This is a genomic window from Pseudomonas sp. NPDC096950 (assembly GCF_044762525.1).
Lineage (GTDB): Bacteria > Pseudomonadota > Gammaproteobacteria > Pseudomonadales > Pseudomonadaceae > Aquipseudomonas.
In genome coordinates, this window is sequence record NZ_JBIWEL010000004.1 from 371,665 (window position 1) to 394,359 (window position 22,695).

Genomic DNA, 22,695 nt, shown 5'->3' on the forward strand with positions numbered 1-22,695 from the left:
TCTTTATGAACATTGCATTGCGTGCAGCCGGGTTCAGCATCATGGCGACGTTCGTCAGTTGTGGCGTGGGCGCTCAAGCCCAAGGCCTCGATCCCCATATTGGCGGCGAATTCAAGACCTGTGCGAGCGGGCTTGCTCGCGAAAGCGGTGGGTCAGCCAACACTGCTTTTGAATGTGCCGGCCTCTTCGCGAGCAAGCCCGCTCCCACAGGAATTGTGCAGCATTCAATACAAAGGACACCCTATGCGCATTAAGAACGCCCACCTCCTGATGCTCGCCAGCCTCTCACTCCTGCTGAGTTGCAGCGCCTGGGCCGACTTCAGCGCCACCCCGGAAGAAGCCCGGGGCATCGCCAAGGAAGCCTACCTCTACGGTTTCCCGGTGGTGGAGATGTACAAGACGCTCTAAACCCAGGCCGTGGACAAGGCCGGTTCGAACTTCAAGGCGCCGTTCAACAAGATCGGCAACACCGCCAAGGTCTTCACCCCGGCGGACACCGCGTTTGTCACGCCCAACTCCGACACGCCCTACTCTTTCGTCTGGATGGACCTGCGCGCCGAACCGGTGGTGCTGACCCTGCCGCCGATTGCGGAAAACCGTTACTACTCGGTGCAGTTGATCGATCTCTACACCCAGAACTTCGCCTACCTCGGCACCCGCAGCACCGGCAACAAGGGCGGCACGTACATGATTGCCGGCCCGGACTGGCAGGGCCAGCAACCGGTGAACATCGATCGGCTGGTGCGCAGCGAAAGCAACATCGCCTACGCGTTGTATCGCACGCAGCTGTTCGACAATGCCGACTTGGCCAAGGTCAAGCTGATCCAGAACGCCTACAAGGTGCAGACGCTGAGCCAATACCTCAAGCAACCGGCGCCAGCCGCCGCGCCGAAGGTTGATTGGCCCAAGCCCACCGCCGATATGAGCGACACGCCCGACCTGTTCCGCTACCTGAATTTCATGCTCGGTTTCGCCCCGCCCCAGGACGTGGAAAAGGACCTGCTGGCGCGCTTCGCCAAGATCGGCATCGTCGGCGGCCAGCCATTCAAACTTGTCTCCCTCACCGCCGAGCAACGCAAGGCACTGGAGGACGGCATCGCCGACGCCAAGGCTGAATTCGCCCAGTTCAAGAAGGACAAGATCGACACGCACCAAGTCACCAGCGGTGACTTCTTCGGCACCCGCGACCACCTCAAAGGCAACTACCTGTACCGCTACGTTGGCGCCAATATCGGCATCTTCGGTAACTCCGCCGAAGAGGCGAATTACATCGGCTACTTCGTCGACAACCAGGGCAAACCGGTCAACGGCGCCCGCCACAGCTACACCCTGCACTTCAACAAGGACGAATTGCCGCCGGCCGACGCCTTCTGGTCGCTGACCATGTACGACGGCAAGACCAAGTTACTGGTGGCCAACCACATGAAGCGCTACCTGATCAACTCGCGGATGTTGCCCAAGCTCAAGCGCGATGCCGACGGTGGGCTGACCCTGTACGTGCAGCATTCGGAGCCGGTGGGCGACAAGAAAAGCAACTGGCTGCCAGCGCCCCACGGGCCGTTTTATGCCGTGCTGCGGATCTACCTGCCGAAGCCGGAAATGGTCAGCGGCCAGTGGCAGATCCCGTTGCTGACGCCGATTGGCCAGTAAGCCGTAACCCGTCATACAGAACTTTGCAGGAGCACAAGCATGCGTTTGAACACATCAAGGATGACGGCACTGACGTTGGCCATGACCCCGTTGCTGAGCCAGGCCGATAACGCCCGGGACTGGCAGAACCTGCCGACCGACCTGAACATGGTGTTCGGTTATTACAACCGCATCGACACAAACACGCCGATCGACACCGCGCTGCCGATCGATGGCCTGTCCCTGAACGCTGACCTATATATCGCCCGATATGCCCGCTCGTTCGCGGTGGACGGGCGCAACAGTGCGATCCAGATCCTGCAACCTTACGCCGACATTTCCGCGTCGTTCGACAACGCGCAGTTTTTCGACGGCACCAAGCACAATGGCGGCATGGCCGATACCCAATTCGTGCTGGTGCACAACCTGTTCGGTGGCCCGGCGCTGACCAAGGAAGAGTTCGCCAACTGGACCCCGGAAACCTTCCTCACCGGCGCCATCTGGATCACCGCGCCCACCGGGGATTACGACAAGGACCGGATCATCAACATCGGCTCCAACCGTTGGGCGTTCAAGCCGGAAATCGCTTTTGGCACGCCCATCGGCCCGACCTGGCTGGAGTTCAACACCTACGTGTCGATGTACGGCGACAACAACGACTACCACGGTGACGGCAAGCTCGAGCAAAAGCCGCTTTATGCCATCGAAACCCACTATAGCTACACCATCAACCGTGCGTTGTGGGCCTCGCTTGATGCCACGTACAACCGTGGCGGCGAAACCAAAATCAACGGCGACTGGCAGGACAACAAACAGGAAAACGGCCTGTTCGGTGCCAGTGTCGGTTTCATGCTCTCGCCACAGTTCGGCGGGCTGATCGCCTACTCGGACACGGTGTCGGAGCGTACCGGCTCGCCGGACGTGAACACCTGGACCCTGCGACTGCAATACGCCTGGTAACGGAGGCTGATCGATGATGACGGCATGGATGCGCCCCCACCTGACCCTCTGCGGAGCGATGCTCAGCGGCATGGCCTGCGCCGCCGGCAACCTGCCGGCCCTCGGCAGCACACCCGCGCAACCGGCCGTCAAGGGCGATCCGGAAACCTGTCATCGCTTGCAGCAAGACTTCGACATCGACCTGAAAAAAGTCGTGGCCGCCGGGTGCGATCCGTCCACCGAGCAAATCGCCAAGTTGATGGACAACCCCGTGGGCAACCTGGTGTTGCTGTTCAACCAGTACGACTACACCGCGCTTAAAGGTCCGCATAGCAATGGCACGCGGATGCTCGGCAAATACAGCTTTATGCCGACCTTCCCGATTTCTCTCGGCGAAGACTGGAACCTGATCAACCGCTTACCCGTCAGCTACGTCAGCGCCCCGGTCAACCACAAGGCCGGCAACCTGATCGGTATGGGCCCGAATGAATTGCTGCATGATCGCGGCGACTTCACCCCCGTGGTGCAGGACCCGTTCGACCGCACCAGCGGTTTCGGCGACCTGGCCTATGTCGGGGTGTTCTCGCCCAAGGAGCCGATCCGCTTCGCCGGGGGCGGCAAAATGGTCTGGGGTTTCGGCCCGACCGCGATGTTCCCCACCGCTGAATACGATGTGCTCGGCACCGGCAAATACTCTATCGGCCCGGCGTTCGTCGCGGCGTACCTGGGCGAAGACTGGACCCTCGGCCTGTTCCCGCAGCACTGGTGGTCGGTGGCGGGTGACAGCAAGCGCAAGGACGTGAGCCTGACCAACATCCAGTATTTCATCCAGCGCACCATCCCCGGCCCGGAGCAATGGCGGGTCGGCATGACGCCGAACGTCACGGTCAACTGGAAAGCCGAAGGCGGCAATAAGGTCACCTTCCCCATCGGGATCGGCGCAGGGCGAATCTTCAACTTCGGCAAGTTGCCGGTGCGGATTTCCGGGGAGATTCAGTACTCGGCCATCCACCCGGAAGACCTGATCAGCAGCCACTGGAATTTCCGTTTGTCATTCATCCCGGTCATTCCGACCTTTATGTTTTGAGCCAGGGAACAGCCATGACCGCACTCAACGATCTCAACGCCCTGCAAGCCAGCATCGCCGAATCCGTACTCGGCCAGGATCAAGTAATCCGGCAGATCCTCCTCGGTCTGTTGGCCAACGGCCATTTGCTCCTGGAAAGCTTGCCCGGTCTGGCCAAGACCCGCACGGTCAAGGCCCTGGCCAAGCACCTGGACGCGAAGATGAGCCGCATCCAGTTCACCCCGGATTTGCTGCCGTCGGACATCACCGGCGCCGAGGTGCTGCACCAGGTCGAAGGCAAGAACGAAATCCGCTTCCAGCCCGGGCCGCTGTTCGGCAATTTGATCCTGGCCGATGAAATCAACCGCGCCCCGGCCAAGGTCCAGGCTGCGCTGCTCGAAGCCATGGAAGAACGGCAGATCACCGTGGCCGGCAACAGCCATGTGTTGCCGGAACTGTTCATCGTGGTCGCGACCCAGAACCCCATCGAACAGGAAGGCACCTACCCGTTGCCGGAAGCGCAGATGGACCGTTTCCTGATGAAAGTGCTGCTGGACTATCCGAGCGCAGAAAATGAAAGCCAGGTGCTGCGCCTGTTGCGCGAAGAAGAGTTTGCCTTGGGCGCCAAAACCGCGCCGGTGCCAGGGTTTGCGCTGTCCCAGGAGGTGATTTTCGCCGCACGCCGTGAGGTCAGCGGCATTCATGTGTCCCCGGCCATCGACACTTACCTGGTCGACCTGATCAACGCCACTCGCCACCCGGCGGATTACGACGCCGACCTCGGACGCTGGATCGCCATCGGCGCCAGCCCACGGGGCGGCATCGGCCTGGACCGTTGCGCCCGCGCCGACGCCTGGTTGCAAGGGCAGGATTTCGTCTCGCCGGACAACGTGCGCGCCGTGGTGCATCCGGTGCTGCGCCATCGCCTGCAACTGAGCTATGACGCAGTGGCCGATGGCGTGACGGCGGATCAAGTGCTCGACCGTTTGCTCGACAAAGTGGCGATTCCTGCATGAATGTCGACGGTCTGGTCTATGTCTCTCTGGCGCAGTTGATGGCGCTGGAGTTCAAGGCCCGTGACCTGAGTTTCCTCGCGCGCCAGCCCCAGGGCAGCATCCTCGCCGGCAACCACGCCTCGCGGTTGCGTGGCCGTGGCTTGAATTTCGATGAGCTGCGCCGCTATCAGCCGGGGGACGACTTGCGGCATCTGGATTGGCGTGCGTCCCTGCGCACTGGCAAACCGGTGGTGCGCACCTTCACCGAGGAGCGCGATCGCCCGGCGTTGATTCTGGTGGACCAGCGCATGTCGATGTTCTTCGGCTCGCAACGCAGCTTCAAATCCGCCATTGCGGCGGAGCTTGGCGCATTGGCGGCGTGGATTGTATTCAACGCTGGCGACCGGGTCGGCGGCCTGGTGTTCAACGACCAGCGCATCGACAGCATCGCCCCGCTGCGCAGCCGTAAACGGCTTGAAGCGCTGTGCAGCCGCATCGCCCAGCAGAACCAAGAGTTGAACGCGGCCAAACCGGACGCCGAAGACGAAGACCAGCTCGACAAGGTCTTGCAGCATTGCCTGGCGGTGGCCGGGCACGATCACTTGATCTGCATCGTCAGCGACTTCGCCGGGGCCGGCGAACGCACCCTGAAACTGATGCGGCAACTGGCGGCGCACAACGATGTGATCGCGATGCAGGTCTTCGACCCGTTGGCCCTGAACCTGCCGAAAAACGGGCGCTTGCTGGTAACCCAAGGCCAGTTGCAAGTGGAACTGGCGGTGGAACAGCGCCGGGTGCATGAGCCGTTGGTGGACTTCCTCAGTGGCCGGCTCAAGGACGTCGCCACGCTGCTGCGCCGCAGCCAGGTACCGCTGATGATGTTCAGCACCGCCACCGAGGCGCATGAACAATTACGGGTTGAACTGGGCAAGCTCAGCGGTGGTCGGCGATGAACCCGAACGTTCCGAGCATTGAGCAGCTCAAGGAGTTGGCATTGCCCGCGCCGGTCAGCTATGCGCCGCAGACCTGGGGTTGGTGGGTGTTGCTGGGGTTGTTGGTGCTCGCGGTGCTGCTGGCGAGTGCGCGCAAGGTGTGGCAGTGGCGGCGGGATCGGTATCGGCGGGAGGCGTTGGTGCGGTTGGCGGAGTTGCAGCGGCGTAGTGATGATTTGAGTGCGTTGCGGGAATTGCCGGAACTGCTCAAGCGAGTGGCCCTGTCGATGCCATCCAAAACCTGGAATACAACCCCTGTGGGAGCGGGCTTGCTCGCGAAGGCGCCGGGTCAGTCGACATCAATGTTGAATGTAAAGGCCCCTTCGCGAGCAAGCCCGCTCCCACAGGGGGTTGGTGCGCTGTCTGGTGAAGAGTGGCAAGCCTTTCTGGAGGCCCATAGCGCAAAGCCTTTACCCGCAGACTTCAGCCAACACCTCGCCCAACTCGCCTACGCCCCGGACGCCATCCTACGCGCCCTGCCCGCCGAACACCGGCAGCAGTTGTTCGACACCTGCAAACGCTGGGTGGAGCATCATCATGTGGCAGCTTGATTATCCCTGGCTGTTACTGCTGCTGCCGCTGCCGTGGTTGGGTTACCGCTACCTGCCCGCGTATCGCGAGGCCCGCAGCGCGGTGCGTGTGCCGTTTTTCAGTGCCATGAGCCGCGCGATTGGCCAGGCGCCGAGTGCACCGGGCAGCCGCAGTAACGTCTGGCAATTGCTGCTCGGTTTTATCGACAAGCGCAAAGAGGATCGCCTGGGCTTGATCGTGTTCGGCAGCGGCGCCTACCCGCAAGCGCCGCTGACCCTCGATCACGCCAGCCTGTCGCTGTTGCTCGACGACACCGGCATCGGCATGGCCGGCCCCAACACCGCGATTGGCGATGCCATCGGCCTGAGCCTGAAACTGCTGGATCAGGCCCACGAACAAGAGAAAGTGCTGATCCTGCTCACCGACGGCAACGACACCAGCAGCGCCATCACCCCGGACCACGCCGCAGCCATGGCGGCGGCCAAAGGCGTGGTGATTCACACCATCGGCATCGGCGACCCGACCGCTGAAGGCGAAGCCAAGGTCAACCTGCAAGGCTTGCAGCAAATCGCCGAGGCCACCGGCGGGCAGTTCTTCCGCGCCGAAGACCGCACGGCGCTGGACCGGGTCTACAGCACCCTCGACACACTCACCCCGCATCAGGTGAAAACCCTCAGCCATCAGCCGAAACGGGATCTGTTCTGGTGGCCGTTGGGCGCGGCCATCGGTTTGCTCGCGCTGTATCACTTGGGCGCGCTGCTGCGTCCGCGCTTGTCGATTGCGCGCCAGCGGCAGGAGGCCTGAGATGGAGATCAATCTCAGCGACTTCCATTTCCTGCGACCGTTGTGGCTGTTGCTCGCACTGTTCGGCTCACTGTTGCCGTTGCTGTGGCGCCGCAGCCACGACTTGCAGCGGCGCTTGCGCGGCAATATCGCCGAGCACTTGCTGCCACATCTGCTGATCACGCCCCAGGATCAACAGCGGCTGCGCCCGGTGCATCTGGTGTGCGCCTTGCTGATCCTCGGTGCGCTTGCGGCGGCCGGACCGACCTGGGAGCAGGATCGCCCGGACTTCCTGGAAAACCGTGCGCCGTTGATCATCGCCATCGACCTGTCGCCGACGATGGACGCCAACGACGTGCCACCGAGTCGCCTCGAAGCGGCGAAACACAAACTCCACGACCTGATCCAGCGCCGCGCCGGGGCCCGCAGCGGGTTGATCGCCTATGCCGGCAGCGCGCATCTGGTGTTGCCGCCCACCGACGATCCGGCGTTGCTCGACACCTTTATCCAGGCCTTGAGCACCGACCTGATCGGCAAATCCGGGAAAGACGTTGGCGCGGTGGTCGAGCAAGCCAAACGCCTGCTGGTCGCCGAGAAAACCCCGGGCACCTTGCTGCTGATCACCGATGGCGCAGACACCACCCAACTCAGCGGCCTCGACAAACAACTCGATGACAGCCAGTTGCAGGTGCTGATCCTCGCCGTGGGCAGTGAAGACGGCGGGATCATCCACGACGCCAATGGCCAGCCGCGCACCGACAGCAACGGTCGCCCGGTGCTCGGCAGTTTCGATCAGTCTGTGCTCAAGCAACTGGCCTCGGCACTCGATGCGCCGCTGGGCAGCCTGACCCTGAATAACGATGATCTGGACTGGATCGAGTTGCACGCCCAGCAGCATTTCCAGAGCGCCAGCGATGAACAGCGGGAATTGCACTGGAAAGACGCCGGTTACTGGCTGTGCTGGCCGTTGCTGCTGATTGCATTTTTCAGTGTGCGCAAAGGCTGGAGCCTGAACTGGATGGCCGGTGTGCTGCTGGCGCTGGGCATTGGCCTGCAACCGACCACAGCCGAAGCCAACGGCCTGACCGACGCGTTTTTCACCAGGGACCAGCAAGGTCGCTGGGCCTTCGAGCATGAGCATCTGCCCCAGGCAGCGGCGTTGTTTGTCGACCCGTACTGGAAAGGCATTGCCGCTTATCACGCGGCCGATTACGACCTGGCGCTGGCGAGTTTTGCGCGACTGCAAACACCCGAGGCGTATTTCTACCTCGGCAATATTTACGTGAAGCGTTTCAAGTTCGATCAGGCCATCGCGGCGTACACCCAAGCGTTGAAATTGCAGCCGCAATTCCCGGAAGCCACGGCCAACCTGGCGCTGGCCATCGCCTTGCAGAAAGACACCGACAGCGCCGAGCAGAACGCGCCGGAGACCAAGCCGGACGAGATCAAAATGGACAAGGCACCGGGCAAGGGCCAGAGCAAAGCGGTGCAGACCGAGCAGGCGGCGTCGGATGCGTTGTGGTTGCAGAACCTGAGTACGTCGCCGGCGAAGTTCTTGAAGCAGAAGTTCAGTTTGCAGGATCAGGTTGGGGGTAAACCATGACCCTTCTAGACCGAGTCGCGCTCTTCGCGAGCAAGCCCGCTCCCACAGGGGAAATGCATTCCATATGTGGGAGCGGGCTTGCTCGCGAAGAGGCCCGCCCAGTCACCACAAAACTCTGCCCCCTGCTCCTCTGCCTGATCAGCTTCCAAACCCTGGCCGCCGAACTCCAGATCCAGTCCCGCCTGCAACCCACCGATTCAATCATGGTCGGCAGCCTCGTCGAACTGCAACTCGACGTCCTCACCGACACCTGGTTCACCGACGCTCCGACCCTGCCCGACCTCAAGCTCAACGGCGCGCTGGTCATGCCGCCCAACGGCCACGCCCAGCACCTGAACCAGACCATCGACGGCAAATCCTTCAGCGGCATGCGCTACAGCTACCTGATCACGCCGAACCTGGCCCAGGGTTTCGACATTCCGGCGTTGACCGTACGCGCCACGCCCGCCCAGGCCAGCACAGCGTTGAGCGCCCAGAGCGAGCCGCTGCACTTCAGCGCCACGCAGCCGCCGGGATTCAGCGCCGGTGAAGCGGTGCTGGTGGCCAGCGGAGTGCGCTTCACGCAAAAAACCATCAACTCAGCGACACCGTTGAAAGTCGGCGACAGCCTCACGCGACAACTCACGCTGCAAGCCGACGGTGCCCTGGCGATGTCTTTACCGGTGCCGACATTGGCCGAGGTCGCGGGCCTCAGCCGCTACCCGAAAGCCCCGCAGGTCAGTGCCCTGGACGACGGTCGCGGCAACTTCAATGGCGGGCAGCGCATCGATACCGTGACGTACCGGATCGACACCGAAGGCAGCCACACCCTGCCCGCCATCGAGGTGAAATGGTGGGACACCGGCAGCCAACAGACCCGCACCGCTCAAGTGCCGGCCATTACATTTGCAGCGACGGCCAACAGCGCTTATCGACCAGTGTTTTCCATCGCCGAAGACCTGAAAAAACTCGGCCAGCAAAGCCGTATTCACCTCTCCGGACATTGGCTGGGCTGGCTGGCAATCCTCGTGATTGTCTCCCTGCTCGCTTACTTCGCCCGTCCACTCATCCATCGCGTCTGGCTCGGCCGGCAAACGAGACGCCAGGCCCGGCACGCCGCGTGGCTGCAATCGGCGGACTGCGCCTGGCAGCAGATTCCAGCACAAATCGAAGGCCGGCCGGCGCAACTGAGCGCTCTTTACCTGTGGGTCAGGCGCCGAGGCAAAGGCCTGAAACTGACCAATCTCGGGCCACGTTTGCAAACCCTGTTGCGCGCCTGTTACGGCCGCGCACCGACCGAAGATCAGGCGCTGAGCCAACTCCAGCAATCCTTGGCTACGCTGCATAGTCAGGCCGAGTCTCACCGGGCCCCGGCGCCTCCCGCGTTACGGCCACTCAACCCCGTCCACGAGAAGGAATTCCCATGACGAACCCGCTATCGATCCGCCACCGCTACGGGCTGACCCTGTTACTGGCCTTGGCCCTGCCATTGTTGGCACAGGCCAACGAACCGCTGCCCTCCTGGAACGACGGTCCAGCGAAAAAAAACATCATCGAATTCGTCCAGGCGGTCACTGATCAAAGCAGCAAGGACTTCGTCAAACCCGCCGAACGCATCGCCGTGTTCGACAACGACGGCACCCTGTGGAGCGAGCAACCGGCGTATTTCGAGTTGCTGTTCGCCTTCGACGAGGTCAAGCGCACCGCGCCGCAGCACCCGGAATGGAAAACCACCCAACCGTTCAAGGCTGTGCTGGAAAACGATCACCAGGCGTTGGCCGCCGCTGGCATGGAAGGGATCCTGAAAATCTTCGGCGCCACCCACACCGGCATGACCACCGAGGCCTTCGATGACTACGCCAAGACCTGGCTCAGTCAGGCCAAGCACCCGAAAACCGGCAAGCCCTACACCGAGATGATCTTCCAGCCGATGCTGGAAATGCTCGATTACCTGCGCAGCCAGGACTTCAAGACCTACATCGTCTCCGGCGGCGACACCGCGTTCATGCGCGCCTTCGCCGAGAAGGTCTACGGCATCCCGCCGGAGCAAGTGATCGGCACCACGTTCGTCACCGCTTACCAGTTCAAGGACGGCAAGGCCTCGATCGTGCGCACGCCGAAACTGGCGCACAACGATGACGGCCCGGGCAAACCCGAGACCATCGACGCGGTGATTGGCCGCCGTCCGATCCTGGCGTTCGGCAACTCCGACGGCGACCTGCAAATGTTGCAGTGGACCGCCGCCGGCACCGGCAAGCGTTTCATGGGCCTGGTGCATCACACCGACGCCAAACGCGAGTGGGCTTATGACCGCCAATCCCCGGTCGGCAAGCTGGACAAGGCCCTCGACGAAGCAAAATTCCGTGGCTGGACTATCGTGGACATGGCCGCCGAATGGCGCCGGGTCTACCCGTTCGAGTCCGCCACACCCGAGCAAGTGCAATAAAAAAAGCGTTACGCAGGACCGCAAAAAACGTATGTCGCCTTGAGGCGACGCAAGTGAGCAAAAGGAGCAAGTCAGATGACTCGCATACGCAAGTGGCTACCGAAACTCGCCCTGGTGGCAGCCTCGGTCATGGCGATTTCGGCAACTGCCGGGGCCGCTGAAAAACCCAACATTCTCGTGATCTTCGGCGACGACATCGGCCAGACCAACATCAGCGCCTATTCCATGGGCGTGGTCGGGTACAAGACTCCGAACATCGACCGCATTGCCAAGGAAGGCATGATGTTCACCGACTACTACGCGGAGAACAGCTGCACCGCAGGACGGTCATCCTTCATCACCGGCCAGACGCCACTGCGTACGGGCCTGTCGAAAGTCGGCATTCCGGGCGCCCCGGTCGGCCTGCAAAAACGTGACATCACCATCGCCCAGGCCCTTAAAGGCCTCGGCTATTCCACCGGCCAGTTCGGCAAGAATCACCTGGGCGACCGGGATGAATACCTGCCGACCAATTACGGTTTCGACGAGTTCTTCGGCAACCTGTACCACCTCAACGCCGAAGAAGAACCCGAACGCCCGTACTGGCCCAAGGACGACCCTGACTTCGTCAAGGCCAACACCCCGCGCGGCGTGATCCACAGCTTCGCCGATGGCAAGATCGAAGACACTGGCGCCCTGACCACCAAGCGCATGGAAACCATCGACGACGAAACCACCGCGGCCGCGCAAGCGTTCATCGAGAAACAGGCCAAGGCGGACAAGCCGTTCTTTGTCTGGATGAACACCACGCGCATGCACGTGTTCACCCACGTGCGCGATTCGATGAAGGGCCAGAGCGGCATGCCCGGCAACGAATACGCGGACGGCATGCTGGAGCATGACGGCGACGTCGGCAAACTGCTGCAAACCCTCGACGACCTGAAAATCGCCGACAACACCATTGTCGTCTACACCACCGACAACGGGCCGAACCAGTTCTCCTGGCCGGACGCGGCGACCACGCCGTTCCGCAACGAGAAGAACTCCAACTGGGAAGGCGCTTATCGGGTGCCCGCGATTATCCGTTGGCCGGGCAAGATCAAGGCCGGTGAAGTGTCCAACGAGATGTTCTCGGGCATGGACTGGTTCCCGACCTTGCTCGCGGCGGCAGGCGATAACCAGGTGAAAGACAAACTGCTCAAAGGCTGGGCGCCAACCTCGGGCGGCACCAACTTCAAGGTTCACCTGGATGGCTTCAACCAACTGCCGTACCTGACCGGCCAACAGCCTAAAGGTGAGCGTAAGGAGTTCTACTACTTCAACGATGACGGCGTGCTGGTTTCCATGCGCTTCGACAACTGGAAAGTGGTGTTCTGCGAACAACGGGAACCGGGTGGCTTCAAGGTCTGGAGCGAACCGTTCGTGTGCCTGCGGGTGCCGAAAATCCTCAACTTGAGGATGGACCCGTATGAACGCGCCGACGTGGTTTCCGATCAGTATTACGATTGGCAAACCAAAAACGTCTACCTCGCGGCTGTCGCGGTGGGCAAGGCTGCAGCGTTCCTGCAGACCTTCATCGAGTATCCACCAAGCCAGAAACCGGCGAGCTTCAGCATTGACCAGATCCGTGCTGCGGTAGATGCCAAAATCGCAGAAAAAATGAAAGCGGCACCGGCTGCACAGTAAGACGCTTGACTGCCGCCCGCCTTCATCGGCGGGCGGCTCTATTTTTGGCTTGTGACCGCGTTGGCCCCTTCGCGAGCAAGCCCGCTCCCACATTTGGAATGCATTCCCCTGTGGGAGCGGGCTTGCTCGCAAAGAGGCCAGCACCGTCACAGGTTTTTTCAGATCGGAACAAGGCACCCCGCAATGTCCTCACGTGTCGCCAGTAAGTCGTCGGCCATACCCGCCTCTCACGTCGCCTCCCCGGCGCTGCTGATTCCCGCCCTGCTGCTGTTCGTCTCCGGCGCCGCGGCGCTGGTGTATCAGGTGCTGTGGATCAAGCAACTGTCGCTGGTGGTGGGCGTCGAGGTGTATGCGATCACCACCGGGATCAGCGCGTTTTTTGCCGGGCTGGCATTGGGTGGCTTGCTGTTCGGGCGTTGGGCGGATCGTTTGCAGCAGCCGGTGTTGCTGTATGCGGGGCTGGAGGTATTGGTCGCCGTGATCGGCGTCGGCGCGACGTTCGCCATGAGCCTGGCCGCGAGTCCCTTCGCCTGGCTGGAACAGCATGTCGGCCTGCTGGCCTGGGTGTTGCCGTTTGCGTTGGTGGGTATTCCGGCATTGCTGATGGGCGGCACGTTGCCGGTGTTGGTACGCTCGCTGGCCGCCGACCCGCAGCAACTGGGCAAGGCTGGCGGCCAGTTGTATGCCGCTAACACTGCGGGCGCTATCGCCGGCACCCTGCTCGCGGCATTTGTGCTGATCGCCACCCTCGGCGTGCGTGGCAGTGCCTTGGCCGCCGCGATGCTCAATCTGCTGGCCGCTGCTGGTGCGTTATGGTTTCAACGCCAGCGTTCGGCGCCGCCCGTCGCCGCTGTGAAGCATCACGTCGACAAAGCGCCGGATCGCCTGGCGCTGTGGCTGTATTCCATCGCGGGTGGCGTGGCCTTGGGTTATGAAGTGGTCTGGTCGCAATCCATCGTGCAGTTCATGAGCACCCGCACCTACGCGTTTGCCGTGGTGCTGGCGACGTACCTCACCGGGTTGTTTCTGGGCAGCGCATTGCTGGCCCGTCGGGTCGAGCGCATTCGCGATCCCTGGGGCGTGTTCGGCTTGCTGATTGCTGGCGCTGGATTGATCGCCCTGCTGGAAATCGCCCTGCTCGGACGCTGGCTGATCGTCGCGCAAAGCGTCGCCGAAGCCTGGGTGTTGTCGTTCGGCGCCAGTGAACTGCTGGGCATGAGCACGCGGTTTGCGGTGGCGGCGTTGAGCATTGTGTTTGTGCCGACCCTGCTGCTGGGTGCGGCGTTTCCATTGGCGTTGCGCTTGAGCGTGGGTCGCGAACGCGTCGGCCAGGATGTCGGCGCGGTGGTGGCGTTCAACACCCTCGGCGGGATTGTCGGGGTGATGCTTTGCGGTTTCTTGCTGATCCCGTTGCTGGGCTTGGTACGCACCCTCGGTTTGCTGGCGATTGTTGCCGCCGGGATCGGTTATTTCGCGGTGCGCAAAGGTCATCATGTGAAGAAGGGCCGGCGTCAGGCTGTCGTCGCCATTGGTCTGTTGTCCGTGGCGCTGGCGGTTTTCACCCCGGTCAACAAACTCGCGAGCCTGCTGCCCGGCGCGCGTAATGCAACCCTGGCGTTCTACGAAGAAGGTCGCGGCGGCACCGTGGCGGTGGTCACCCAAGGCAAGGGCAACAAGGCCTTCCAGCGCTTGTATATCCAAGGTGTCTCCAATACTGGCGACGCCATGCCATCCCTGCGCTACATGCGCATCCAGGCGCTGTTGCCGCTGCTGATCCACAACGGCGAGCCGCGTTCGGCGCTGGTGATCGGTTTCGGCACGGGCATCACCGCCGGTGCCCTGACCCGCTATCCGGGGCTGGAACACCGGGTAGTCGCCGAGTTGCTGCCGTCGGTGGTCAAGGCTGCGCAGCTGTTCAAGGGCAACTTCAATGCCGCCGCCAATCCGGGCGTCGACGTGCGTCTGCGCGATGGCCGTCAGGAACTGCTGCGCAACCCGCAGACCTACGACCTGATCACCCTTGAACCACCACCGCCCTCTGCTGCCGGGGTGGTGAACCTGTATTCCCGGGACTTCTACCAATTGGCCGCCAGTCGCCTGGAGAAAAACGGCCTGGTCGCCCAGTGGCTGCCGCTGCCGACCCAGAACATCGACGACTCGCGCTCACTGGTGCGCAGCTTCCTCGACGTCTACCCCTACGCCACCCTGTGGACCAGCGAGTTCCACGAAATGCTGCTGGTGGGCTCGATGCAGCCGATCGAACTGGACGCGGCGAAAATCACCCAGCGCTTCCAGCAGGACAGCGTTCGCAGCACCTTGCAGGACGTGGGCATTGGCTCCGCCGCCGCGTTGCTTGCCACTTGGGTAACCGACCGCCCGGGCCTCGAACGTTTTGCCGCTGACGCTGCACCGGTGACCGACGATCAACCGCGCATCGAGTACGCGCCGTGGGTGCGTTCCAAGGAAATCAGCCGCGTGTTACCGGCATTGCTGGACCTGCACGTTGCGCCAACCCTGGTGAATGCCGATGCGGGTTTCAATGAGCGGATGAACACCCATCGCCAGCGCCTGATGCAGTTTTATCGAGCGAGTTTGCATGCCTATGACGGGGATCGTGATGCCTGGGCCAGGGATATTGGCGAGGTGATGCGCGGGGATGGGGGGAATCCGTATTACCGGTGGTTTGTCGGGGAGTGATGCTTTGCCTGATAGACCGCTTTCGCGAGCAAGCCCGCTCCCACAGTGGATCTGTTTTGATCACACATTTTGTGTACACCAGAGATCCCATGTGGGAGCGGGCTTGCTCGCGAAGCTTCTAGGCTTTTACTTGGATTTGAGTTTTAGATACGACTGATGCAAATCCGAAGCCCAGCCATCGATCACGCCTTTGACGTCATCAGCCTTCATCACCTGGGTATCGTTCTCCAGCGGTTTGCCGGTGCCTTTGCGCACGACCTGGGCCACCACGCTGTTGTTGCCGCCATCGAGAAACACCGCTTCGGTGGCGAGGGTAGTTTCCTGATCACGAATCCCGCTGGCCGTACTCACCGCCGCAGCCACCAGGGCAATCGGGATCACTTCGTAGGGCTTAAGGCCTTCGGTCTTGCTGCTGACAGCGGTGATGGCCGCACGCACCACGATCACGCCTGGCCCGGGACCGGCGGCCAAGGGCAGGGATTTACCCAGTTCGCGCTTGAGCGCCTGATCGTAGTAACCGGTGATGCCATTGAGCGTGGCCTGGGGGATTTTCACCGTCGCTTGCGGCTTGGGGTAGAGCTGGGTCGGCTCGATGTAGACGCTGGTGAATTTATCGACTTTGAGTTTAGGGTCCATCCAGCGCATGACCTCGGCGCCCGACGGCGACTTGGCTTCCTTGAGCTGGCTGTAGTCCTTGAGAAACCCCGAATACTGGTCAGGTTCGACCACTTTACTGGAGCAGCCGACCACCCCGATCGAGGCGATGCACAGTGTGCTCATCATTAACGCAAGCTTCATGCTGTAACTCCTGTAAGAGGATCGGTAACGCAACGGGACTAGGTAGTTATAGCCAAATATCCATCATCTGCCGCCATCATCACGGAAGATTCATCTAAGGCTGTGGCTCACCGCACAAAGCCTATTTGACAGACGCGTGCCATCCGGCAAAGCTGCATCAAGCTTCAAAGCGCGCCCTGAATGGCCAACGCACTCGGACTACGGAAGTCGCAATGCCGAAGCATAAAAATAAAGCTGTAAACCCAAACCCTGATTCGCAACCGCCCCTGATTAACCGCTACCTGTTTCCCGTCACCATCGGCGTCTTGCTGCTGGCCGTGGCGGCGATTGGCTGGTTTCTTTTCAGCAGCAGCACGCCGGCCCCGCCCAAGCCTGTGGCGGTCAGCGCGCCGGTCGTGCAACCAGTTAAACCTGTGGTGGCTGCGGCGCCGGCGATGATGGTCGACGAACAACAATGCCAAGGCTGCCACACCGAGCAGGTCAAGGACTGGCAAGGTTCCCATCACCAATTGGCGATGCAGCCCGCCACCGCCGAGACGATGCTGGGGGACTTCAACAACGTTACCTTCAAGGCCGAAAAAGAGACCACGGTGTTCTCGCGCAAGGACGAGGATTTCTGGGTCAACACGCCGGGGATCGACGGCAAGAATGCGGATTTCAAGGTGGCCTACACCTTCGGCATCGCGCCGCTGCAGCAATACCTGATCGAGGTCGGCGAAGGTCGGTTGCAAGCCCTCGGCGTGGCCTGGGATACCGAGAAGCACCGCTGGTTTCATCTGTATCCAGGCCAGGGCGTGAACTTCAAGAATCCGTTGCACTGGAGCAAACCGAGCCAGAACGCCAATTTCATGTGCGTCGAGTGCCACACCACCGGCTACAAGCGCAATTTCGATGCGGCAAAAAACACCTTTGAAAGTCACTGGAACAGCCTCGGTGTCGGCTGCCAGGCGTGCCACGGTCCAGCCTCCAATCACCTGGAATGGACCGCGAAGAAAGGTGATTTGATCCACGCTGGTTTTGCCGTCGATCTCAAGGACAAGAACGCCACCGTCGAGCTGGAAACCTGCTCCCGCTGCCACTCGCGCCGCGCACCGTTGGGCGATGGCTACACCGTCGGCAAGCGCTTGATGGACGACTATTTGCCAAGCACCCTCACCCGGGAACTGTATGCACTGGACGGCAAGATCAAGGACGAAGTGTTCGAACACGGCTCCTTCACCCAGAGCAAAATGTTCGACAAGGGCGTGCGGTGCAGCAACTGCCACAACCCCCACAGCACCGAACTCAAGGCGCCGGGCAACGGCGTGTGCCTGCAATGCCACAACACCGCCGGCAAGACAGCAGTGGAAGGCGTCGACGGCAAAGGCCTGCAAGCGAAGAACTACGATTCCATCGAACACACCCGCCACACCATGGGCCAGCCGGGTTCGCAGTGCGTGGATTGCCACATGCCGGGCAAGTTCTACATGGGCAACGACTTCCGGCATGACCACAGCTTCAGCATTCCCAACCCTGAGCGGGCAACGAAACTCGGCACGCCGGACGCTTGCCTGACGTGTCATCAGGGCAAGGCCGGGAACAAGGTCACCGAGCAGTTCAAACTGTGGAACACCGCCAACGCTTCACCGGTTCAGGCTCCGCGCTACGACGAAAGCCTGTGGCTGATCCGCAATGGTCAACCAGGCGCGGCACAAGCCTTGTACGAGCAGTTACAGCGCAGCAACCTGCCAGCGATCCAGCGCGCGACCCTGCTGGCCGAACTGCCGCTGTACCCGAGCGACCAAGCGCTGAAACTGGCAACCCAGGACTTGAACAACCCGGCGCCACAAGTGCGGGAAAGCGCGGTGCGGGCAATCAGTGCGTTCCTGCCGCCACCCGAGCGCGCGCCGCTGCTGACGCCGTTGCTCGGGGATCCGGTGAAGGCCGTACGGATCGTCGCTGCCCGGGACCTGCTGAGCGTGGCCCGCAACGGTTTGGGCAACGCCCAGGCCAATTGGAACGCGGCCATCGCCGAATACGAGGACGTGCAGAAAAGCCTGGCGGAACGGGCCGAAGCCAACCTCAACCTGGCGATGCTGTATCAGGCCAGCGGCCGTACGGAAGAAGTCGAACCACTGCTGCGCACGGCCCTGAAACGGGATCCGGACTTCTACCCGGCGCTGGTGACGCTGGTGCAATGGCTGGAGGCCAGTGGGCGCGCGCAAGAGGCGCAAGCGCTGCTGGAGCAGAGCGTCAAGGATCACCCGGATGCCGCGCTATTGCTGCACACCCAGGGTCTGTCGCTGATTCGAGCCGGGAAAACCGCGCAAGCCATGCCGTTGCTGCACAAAGCCGCCACCCTGGAACCCCAGAGCGCGCAGTACGGGTATGTGCTGGCGGTGGCGTTGCATGACAGTGGCAAGGTGGATGAGGCGTGCGAGGAGCTGGAAAGGTTGTTGAAGGTGCAGCCGGCGAATCGGAATGCACGGTTGTCGCTGATCCAGTATTACCTGGAGAACGGCAAGGAACCGAAAGCCCAGGTGTTGTTGCAGGGCTGGAAGAAAATGAACATGGGGGATCCGGCGTTGAAATGATGGGGGGCTGATCCGAGGGCCCCTTCGCGGGCAAGCCCGCTCCCACAGTGGTTTTCTGGTGTACACAGAATGTGCGACCGACCAGATCTACTGTGGGAGCGGGCTTGCTCGCGAAGGCGGCGTAACACGCCACGAAAATCCTGCCCTTGGTTTACCAGGTCGACCCACTCTGAGCTGCCAATGCCCGCCGACTGTTAGCCCGCATCGCCTTCACCAATGACACCGTCCCCACCAGCAAAATCGCCGCACCAAACAAAAAGTCGATGGTGTACAGCTGGAAATCCTCCAGCGGCCCCACCAGCAACACCCGCACCGCAGCAACCCCCACCAGCGTTGCGAGAAAGTCGATCCCCGGCTCATCGCGATAAAACACATGCATCAGCGGCAGGCAAATCACCAGCAACAGCAGCAGAACGATCACCTTGAACGAGCCTTTGCGCTCGACGCTGAACGCGCATTCCGTGGTCGCGTAAGGCTTGTAATCCTCATCGCGCACCAGCGGACTTTTCTCGTTGATGTACTCGGCGCGGTTGTATTTCTGGATCGGCGTGAAGGTATTCGACATCTCCATCACGGTAGTGATGTGGCGGAAACGCAGGTCGATGCGCTCGTTGCCCTTGAGGTAATACAGCACTGGTTTATAGCCGTAGCGATAGGTGTCGAAGGGAAACTCGGTGGCACGGCCCTGCACACTGATGGGGCGCGACTCCAGTTCGGCGTAGGCACTTTTGTTGTCAGCGGCGAGGTTGCGGCTCAGGGGTTTGATCCTGACCTGTTCGAGGAAAATCGGCGTGGCGCCGAACGACCATTGCAGCGGTTCCAAGCGTAGGCGCAGTTCGTTGCGGCCCAGGTCATAGCGGTTGAAGGTACGTTCGGAAACGATCACAGAACCGCCAACCATGAACTCGCCGCGCAGGTTGTTGGTGACGCGCAGGGTCAGTTGATCCTTGCCCAGTGACAGCGCGTCGGCTGATGGCGGCGTACCGCACCAGGCGGTGCTGTCGTAGGCGCCGCCCAACTGCCCGCCACGATTTTCCTGGAACACATAGATGTAACCCGCCCACAGGGTCAGCATCAGCAGGAATGCCGTCAGCCCCAAAATCTTTTTGCCGAAACTCACAACGCCAGACTCCCTTCTTGATTTCGTCCATGTAGCCAATGCAGCGGACTCTACCAAAATGCCACTACCTCCCCAAGCAAAAATGCCGATGCAATAGAGATCAGTCGTAGCGAAGGAGCTTGCTCCCTCGCCACAGGTACTCCCTTATCAAGGTATTTGGAACGATCAAAACCAAGGCATCAACGTCGTATCAGCTATTAAGCCCCGATAACACTAACGTCAGTGGCCTTAGCCCCGCCCCCCACGGTTGGCTTCACAAGAAACTGAACCCTTTGCCCCACTTCAAGTGATTCAAGTGCACGATCTTTGAAGTCTTGGAAGGTCGTAAACAGCTCTTGTCCACTATCCGCGGTGATGAACCCAAAACGCTTGATTTTATCGAAACTCTTGACTACACCCGTCTCCATGACCGCTCTCCTTGCCTCTCAGCAATGACTAGCACCGAAATCGGATTCGATGCCCCGGGAACAGTCAACCACCAGCGCACAAACCTCACAACTGTCAGACTTGACAGGTATACCGACTAACGCCGTCGAAACAACGGCCGAGGCTCAATCACCGAACGCCCATACAACACGCTCATTCCTGCCAACCCCTTGAGCGCATCTTCAGCGGATTTGTCCCCGCGCACCGCAAAACTATCAAACCCACACTGGCGCATATGACTCAACTGATCCCGCAGCACATCGCCAATCGCGCGTAATTCACCGGTCCACCCCAGCCGAGTGCGCAACAGATACGCCTGGCTGTAACCACGACCATCACGAAAACTCGGGAAATCCAGGGCGATCAACGGCAGCAGGTTGAAGCAGGATTTCAGGCTTTCCACCTCATCATCCGGCCCAAGCCAGACAGCGTGTCGTGCCGGGTTATCCAGCCAACGGGCCAATGGCAGAATCAAGCGCCCCGCCGGCAGTTCAGCGTCGATCTCCCGCACCAACGTCCACGGGTCATCCCGATCAATCCGCGCCACACCCTCCTCCAAACGCAACAGATTGTTCATGCCGACGCCTCCAGCACTTTCGGATAAATCCGTTCTTTGAACGGCTCCAGGCCAATGCGCTGCACCGTATCGACAAACAATTCTTCGCTCTCGCCGTAACGCACGAAGGTGCCGATGATGCCTTCGATCACGTCGGGCACTTCGGCGGCGCTGAAGGACGGGCCGATGACTTTTCCCAACGAGCTGTGTTTGCCCTGGGCGCCGCCGAGGGTGATCTGATACCACTCGCTGCCATTCTTATCGACGCCGAGGATGCCGATATTGCCGATGTGGTGATGGCCGCAGGCGTTCATGCAGCCAGAGATATTGAGGCTGATGTCGCCCAAGTCGTGGAGGTAATCGAGGTCTTCGAATCGCCCCTGAATCGCTTGGGCAATCGGAATTGATTTGGCGTTGGCCAGGGCGCAAAAGTCGCCGCCGGGGCACGCGATGATGTCGGTCAGCAAGCCGACATTGGCGCAGCCCAGACCTTGATCGCAGGCCAGGCACCACAGCGCATACAGGTCAGCCTTGGTCACGTCCGGCAGCACGATGTTCTGTTCGTGAGCAATGCGGATTTCGCCGAAACCGAACTGCTCGGACCAGTCGGCCACCGCGTCCATCTGCTCCGCCGTGACGTCCCCCGGCGGTGCGGCGATGCCCGGTTTGGTCGAGAGCACGACGCTGGCGTAACCCGGCACTTTGTGCGGCTGCACGTTGCGCGCGACCCAGCGAGCGAAGACCGGGTTCTGCGCCAGGCGCGTGCCGAAATCCAGGTCGGTGTCCGCCAGCGCACGGTACACCGGCGGGACGAAGGCACTGGCCACGCGCTCATATTCGACGTCGGTCAATTGCGCCGGACCGTCCTTGAGGTGCTGCCACTCCTCCTCGACTTCCTTGGCGAAGGCCTCGATGCCCAGGGCTTTCACCAGGATCTTGATCCGCGCCTTGTACTTGTTGTCCCGCCGGCCGTGGCGGTTGTAGACCCGCAGCACCGCTTCGACGTAGGACAGCAAATGCTGCCACGGCAAGCCTTCGCGAATCTGCAAACCGAGGATCGGCGTACGCCCGAGGCCGCCGCCAACGATCACTCGCAAGAGCATTTGCCCGTCGGCGCCGGGGTAAAGATAGAGGCCGATGTCATGCATCATGATCGCTGCGCGGTCCTGTTCCGCCGAGCAGATGGCGATCTTGAACTTGCGCGGCAGGAACAGAAATTCCGGGTTGATCGTCGACCACTGCCGGAGGATTTCCGCCAGCGGGCGCGGGTCGATCAGCTCGTCCGCCGCGACCCCGGCGAAGGCTTCGGTGGTGATGTTGCGCACGCAGTTGCCGGAGGTCTGGATCGCGTGCATTTCCACCAGGGCCAGGCGTTCGAGGATGTCCGGCACCTGGGCCAATTCGATCCAGTTGAACTGCATGTTCTGCCGGGTGGTGAAGTGGCCGTAGCCACGGTCGTAATCCCGGGCGATGCTCGCCAGGGTGCGCATCTGCCCGGCGCTCAACGTGCCATAGGGAATCGCCACCCGCAGCATGTAGGCGTGCTTTTGCATGTACAGGCCGTTTTGCAGGCGCAGCGGCAGGAACTCTTCTTCGCTCAGTTCACCGGCCATGAAACGCTCGACCTGATCGCGAAACTGCGCGACCCGCTCGAACACCAGCGCCCGGTCATAGTCGTCGTACTGATACATCTCGCTACCTCATCAGGGTTGATCGGGCTCTGCACAACCCTTGTGGGAGCGAGCCTGCTCGCGAAGGCGGCGGCACATTCAACATAGATGCTGACTGACCTGGCGCCTTCGCGAGCAGGCTCGCTCCCACAGGGACTTGAGTTGACTTGAAGTTCTATGGCCCGTTTTTTAATGAGCCGACTATGAACCTGCGGCGCAGCGCGTTA

General features: G+C 61.3%; 18 protein-coding genes and 1 pseudogene. 14 read left to right on the forward strand and 5 right to left on the reverse strand.

Annotated features, from left to right (window positions below):
- Positions 1 to 5: 5 nt before the first annotated feature.
- The 13 genes and pseudogenes from ACIQY3_RS10310 to ACIQY3_RS10370 all read left to right on the forward strand — a co-directional run bounded on the left by ACIQY3_RS10310 (position 6) and on the right by ACIQY3_RS10370 (position 15,325).
- The gene (locus tag ACIQY3_RS10310) at positions 6 to 254 is read left to right on the forward strand and encodes a hypothetical protein (RefSeq protein ID WP_403019065.1); all 249 of its coding nucleotides are present in this window, start codon (positions 6 to 8) and stop codon (positions 252 to 254) included.
- Positions 244 to 1,650 (forward strand): annotated as a pseudogene (locus tag ACIQY3_RS10315) (DUF1254 domain-containing protein). The gene ACIQY3_RS10310 and the pseudogene ACIQY3_RS10315 overlap by 11 nt, the downstream one beginning before the upstream one ends.
- A gap of 39 nt (positions 1,651 to 1,689) precedes the next feature.
- Positions 1,690 to 2,589, forward strand: coding sequence for a transporter (locus ACIQY3_RS10320; RefSeq protein WP_054614920.1), 900 nt, complete (start codon positions 1,690 to 1,692; stop codon positions 2,587 to 2,589).
- A gap of 28 nt (positions 2,590 to 2,617) precedes the next feature.
- Positions 2,618 to 3,655: a hypothetical protein gene (locus ACIQY3_RS10325; RefSeq protein WP_403019146.1), complete on the forward strand. Its 1,038-nt coding sequence runs from the start codon at positions 2,618 to 2,620 to the stop codon at positions 3,653 to 3,655.
- 14 nt (positions 3,656 to 3,669) lie between these two features.
- A complete protein-coding gene (locus ACIQY3_RS10330) occupies positions 3,670 to 4,650 on the forward strand; it encodes an AAA family ATPase (RefSeq protein ID WP_403019067.1) in 981 nt (326 codons plus the stop codon).
- Positions 4,647 to 5,582 carry a DUF58 domain-containing protein gene (locus ACIQY3_RS10335; protein ID WP_403019068.1) on the forward strand — a complete coding sequence of 312 codons (936 nt, stop codon included), beginning with the start codon at positions 4,647 to 4,649 and terminating at the stop codon, positions 5,580 to 5,582. Before ACIQY3_RS10330 ends, ACIQY3_RS10335 begins: the two co-directional genes overlap by 4 nt.
- Entirely contained in the window at positions 5,579 to 6,172 is a 594-nt protein-coding gene (locus ACIQY3_RS10340; RefSeq protein WP_403019070.1) for a DUF4381 domain-containing protein, read from the forward strand. The genes ACIQY3_RS10335 and ACIQY3_RS10340 overlap by 4 nt, the downstream gene beginning before the upstream one ends.
- Positions 6,159 to 6,956 (forward strand): VWA domain-containing protein, encoded by a 798-nt coding sequence (locus ACIQY3_RS10345; protein WP_403019071.1) that lies wholly within the window; start codon positions 6,159 to 6,161, stop codon positions 6,954 to 6,956. Before ACIQY3_RS10340 ends, ACIQY3_RS10345 begins: the two co-directional genes overlap by 14 nt.
- Before the next feature lies 1 nt (position 6,957).
- A complete protein-coding gene (locus tag ACIQY3_RS10350) occupies positions 6,958 to 8,538 on the forward strand; it encodes a VWA domain-containing protein (RefSeq protein WP_403019073.1) in 1,581 nt (526 codons plus the stop codon).
- Positions 8,535 to 9,944 (forward strand): hypothetical protein, encoded by a 1,410-nt coding sequence (locus tag ACIQY3_RS10355; protein ID WP_403019074.1) that lies wholly within the window; start codon positions 8,535 to 8,537, stop codon positions 9,942 to 9,944. The genes ACIQY3_RS10350 and ACIQY3_RS10355 overlap by 4 nt, the downstream gene beginning before the upstream one ends.
- Positions 9,941 to 10,963: an HAD family hydrolase gene (locus tag ACIQY3_RS10360; protein ID WP_403019076.1), complete on the forward strand. Its 1,023-nt coding sequence runs from the start codon at positions 9,941 to 9,943 to the stop codon at positions 10,961 to 10,963. Before ACIQY3_RS10355 ends, ACIQY3_RS10360 begins: the two co-directional genes overlap by 4 nt.
- 75 nt (positions 10,964 to 11,038) lie before the next feature.
- Positions 11,039 to 12,628, forward strand: a complete 1,590-nt coding sequence (locus tag ACIQY3_RS10365) for an arylsulfatase (protein ID WP_403019078.1) — start codon at positions 11,039 to 11,041, stop codon at positions 12,626 to 12,628.
- 183 nt (positions 12,629 to 12,811) lie between these two features.
- Positions 12,812 to 15,325: a fused MFS/spermidine synthase gene (locus ACIQY3_RS10370; protein ID WP_403019080.1), complete on the forward strand. Its 2,514-nt coding sequence runs from the start codon at positions 12,812 to 12,814 to the stop codon at positions 15,323 to 15,325.
- A 126-nt stretch (positions 15,326 to 15,451) separates the two neighbouring features.
- Here the strand turns inward: ACIQY3_RS10370 and ACIQY3_RS10375 are convergent, their stop codons facing one another.
- Positions 15,452 to 16,123, reverse strand: a complete 672-nt coding sequence (locus ACIQY3_RS10375; RefSeq protein WP_403019081.1) for a DUF3313 domain-containing protein — start codon at positions 16,121 to 16,123, stop codon at positions 15,452 to 15,454.
- Positions 16,124 to 16,335: 212 nt separating this feature from the next.
- Between ACIQY3_RS10375 and ACIQY3_RS10380 the strand changes: the two genes are divergently transcribed.
- The gene (locus tag ACIQY3_RS10380) at positions 16,336 to 18,696 is read left to right on the forward strand and encodes a tetratricopeptide repeat protein (protein ID WP_403019082.1); all 2,361 of its coding nucleotides are present in this window, start codon (positions 16,336 to 16,338) and stop codon (positions 18,694 to 18,696) included.
- A 151-nt stretch (positions 18,697 to 18,847) separates the two neighbouring features.
- On the opposite strand, the gene ACIQY3_RS10385 is transcribed toward ACIQY3_RS10380, so the two are convergent.
- The 4 genes from ACIQY3_RS10385 to ACIQY3_RS10400 form a co-directional block, all read right to left on the reverse strand.
- Positions 18,848 to 19,816 (reverse strand): hypothetical protein, encoded by a 969-nt coding sequence (locus tag ACIQY3_RS10385; protein ID WP_403019083.1) that lies wholly within the window; start codon positions 19,814 to 19,816, stop codon positions 18,848 to 18,850.
- A gap of 197 nt (positions 19,817 to 20,013) precedes the next feature.
- On the reverse strand, positions 20,014 to 20,223 hold the full coding sequence (locus ACIQY3_RS10390) for a cold-shock protein (RefSeq protein WP_403019084.1): 210 nt from the start codon (positions 20,221 to 20,223) through the stop codon (positions 20,014 to 20,016).
- 116 nt (positions 20,224 to 20,339) lie between these two features.
- Positions 20,340 to 20,819 (reverse strand): DUF934 domain-containing protein, encoded by a 480-nt coding sequence (locus tag ACIQY3_RS10395; protein ID WP_403019086.1) that lies wholly within the window; start codon positions 20,817 to 20,819, stop codon positions 20,340 to 20,342.
- Positions 20,816 to 22,489 (reverse strand): nitrite/sulfite reductase, encoded by a 1,674-nt coding sequence (locus ACIQY3_RS10400; protein ID WP_403019088.1) that lies wholly within the window; start codon positions 22,487 to 22,489, stop codon positions 20,816 to 20,818. Before ACIQY3_RS10400 ends, ACIQY3_RS10395 begins: the two co-directional genes overlap by 4 nt.
- Positions 22,490 to 22,695: the final 206 nt, after the last annotated feature.

Excerpts from the sequence above, each read along its gene's own strand:
- ACIQY3_RS10350 (WP_403019073.1), top strand. The coding sequence starts at position 6,958 with ATGGAGATCAATCTCAGCGACTTCCATTTCCTGCGACCGTTGTGGCTG.
- ACIQY3_RS10340 (WP_403019070.1), top strand. The coding sequence starts at position 5,579 with ATGAACCCGAACGTTCCGAGCATTGAGCAGCTCAAGGAGTTGGCATTG.
- ACIQY3_RS10360 (WP_403019076.1), top strand. The coding sequence starts at position 9,941 with ATGACGAACCCGCTATCGATCCGCCACCGCTACGGGCTGACCCTGTTA.
- ACIQY3_RS10370 (WP_403019080.1), top strand. The coding sequence starts at position 12,812 with ATGTCCTCACGTGTCGCCAGTAAGTCGTCGGCCATACCCGCCTCTCAC.
- ACIQY3_RS10335 (WP_403019068.1), top strand. The coding sequence starts at position 4,647 with ATGAATGTCGACGGTCTGGTCTATGTCTCTCTGGCGCAGTTGATGGCG.
- ACIQY3_RS10400 (WP_403019088.1), bottom strand. The coding sequence starts at position 22,489 with ATGTATCAGTACGACGACTATGACCGGGCGCTGGTGTTCGAGCGGGTC.
- ACIQY3_RS10375 (WP_403019081.1), bottom strand. The coding sequence starts at position 16,123 with ATGAAGCTTGCGTTAATGATGAGCACACTGTGCATCGCCTCGATCGGG.
- ACIQY3_RS10395 (WP_403019086.1), bottom strand. The coding sequence starts at position 20,819 with ATGAACAATCTGTTGCGTTTGGAGGAGGGTGTGGCGCGGATTGATCGG.
- ACIQY3_RS10365 (WP_403019078.1), top strand. The coding sequence starts at position 11,039 with ATGACTCGCATACGCAAGTGGCTACCGAAACTCGCCCTGGTGGCAGCC.
- ACIQY3_RS10390 (WP_403019084.1), bottom strand. The coding sequence starts at position 20,223 with ATGGAGACGGGTGTAGTCAAGAGTTTCGATAAAATCAAGCGTTTTGGG.
- ACIQY3_RS10355 (WP_403019074.1), top strand. The coding sequence starts at position 8,535 with ATGACCCTTCTAGACCGAGTCGCGCTCTTCGCGAGCAAGCCCGCTCCC.
- ACIQY3_RS10310 (WP_403019065.1), top strand. The coding sequence starts at position 6 with ATGAACATTGCATTGCGTGCAGCCGGGTTCAGCATCATGGCGACGTTC.
- ACIQY3_RS10345 (WP_403019071.1), top strand. The coding sequence starts at position 6,159 with ATGTGGCAGCTTGATTATCCCTGGCTGTTACTGCTGCTGCCGCTGCCG.
- ACIQY3_RS10325 (WP_403019146.1), top strand. The coding sequence starts at position 2,618 with ATGCGCCCCCACCTGACCCTCTGCGGAGCGATGCTCAGCGGCATGGCC.
- ACIQY3_RS10380 (WP_403019082.1), top strand. The coding sequence starts at position 16,336 with ATGCCGAAGCATAAAAATAAAGCTGTAAACCCAAACCCTGATTCGCAA.
- ACIQY3_RS10320 (WP_054614920.1), top strand. The coding sequence starts at position 1,690 with ATGCGTTTGAACACATCAAGGATGACGGCACTGACGTTGGCCATGACC.
- ACIQY3_RS10330 (WP_403019067.1), top strand. The coding sequence starts at position 3,670 with ATGACCGCACTCAACGATCTCAACGCCCTGCAAGCCAGCATCGCCGAA.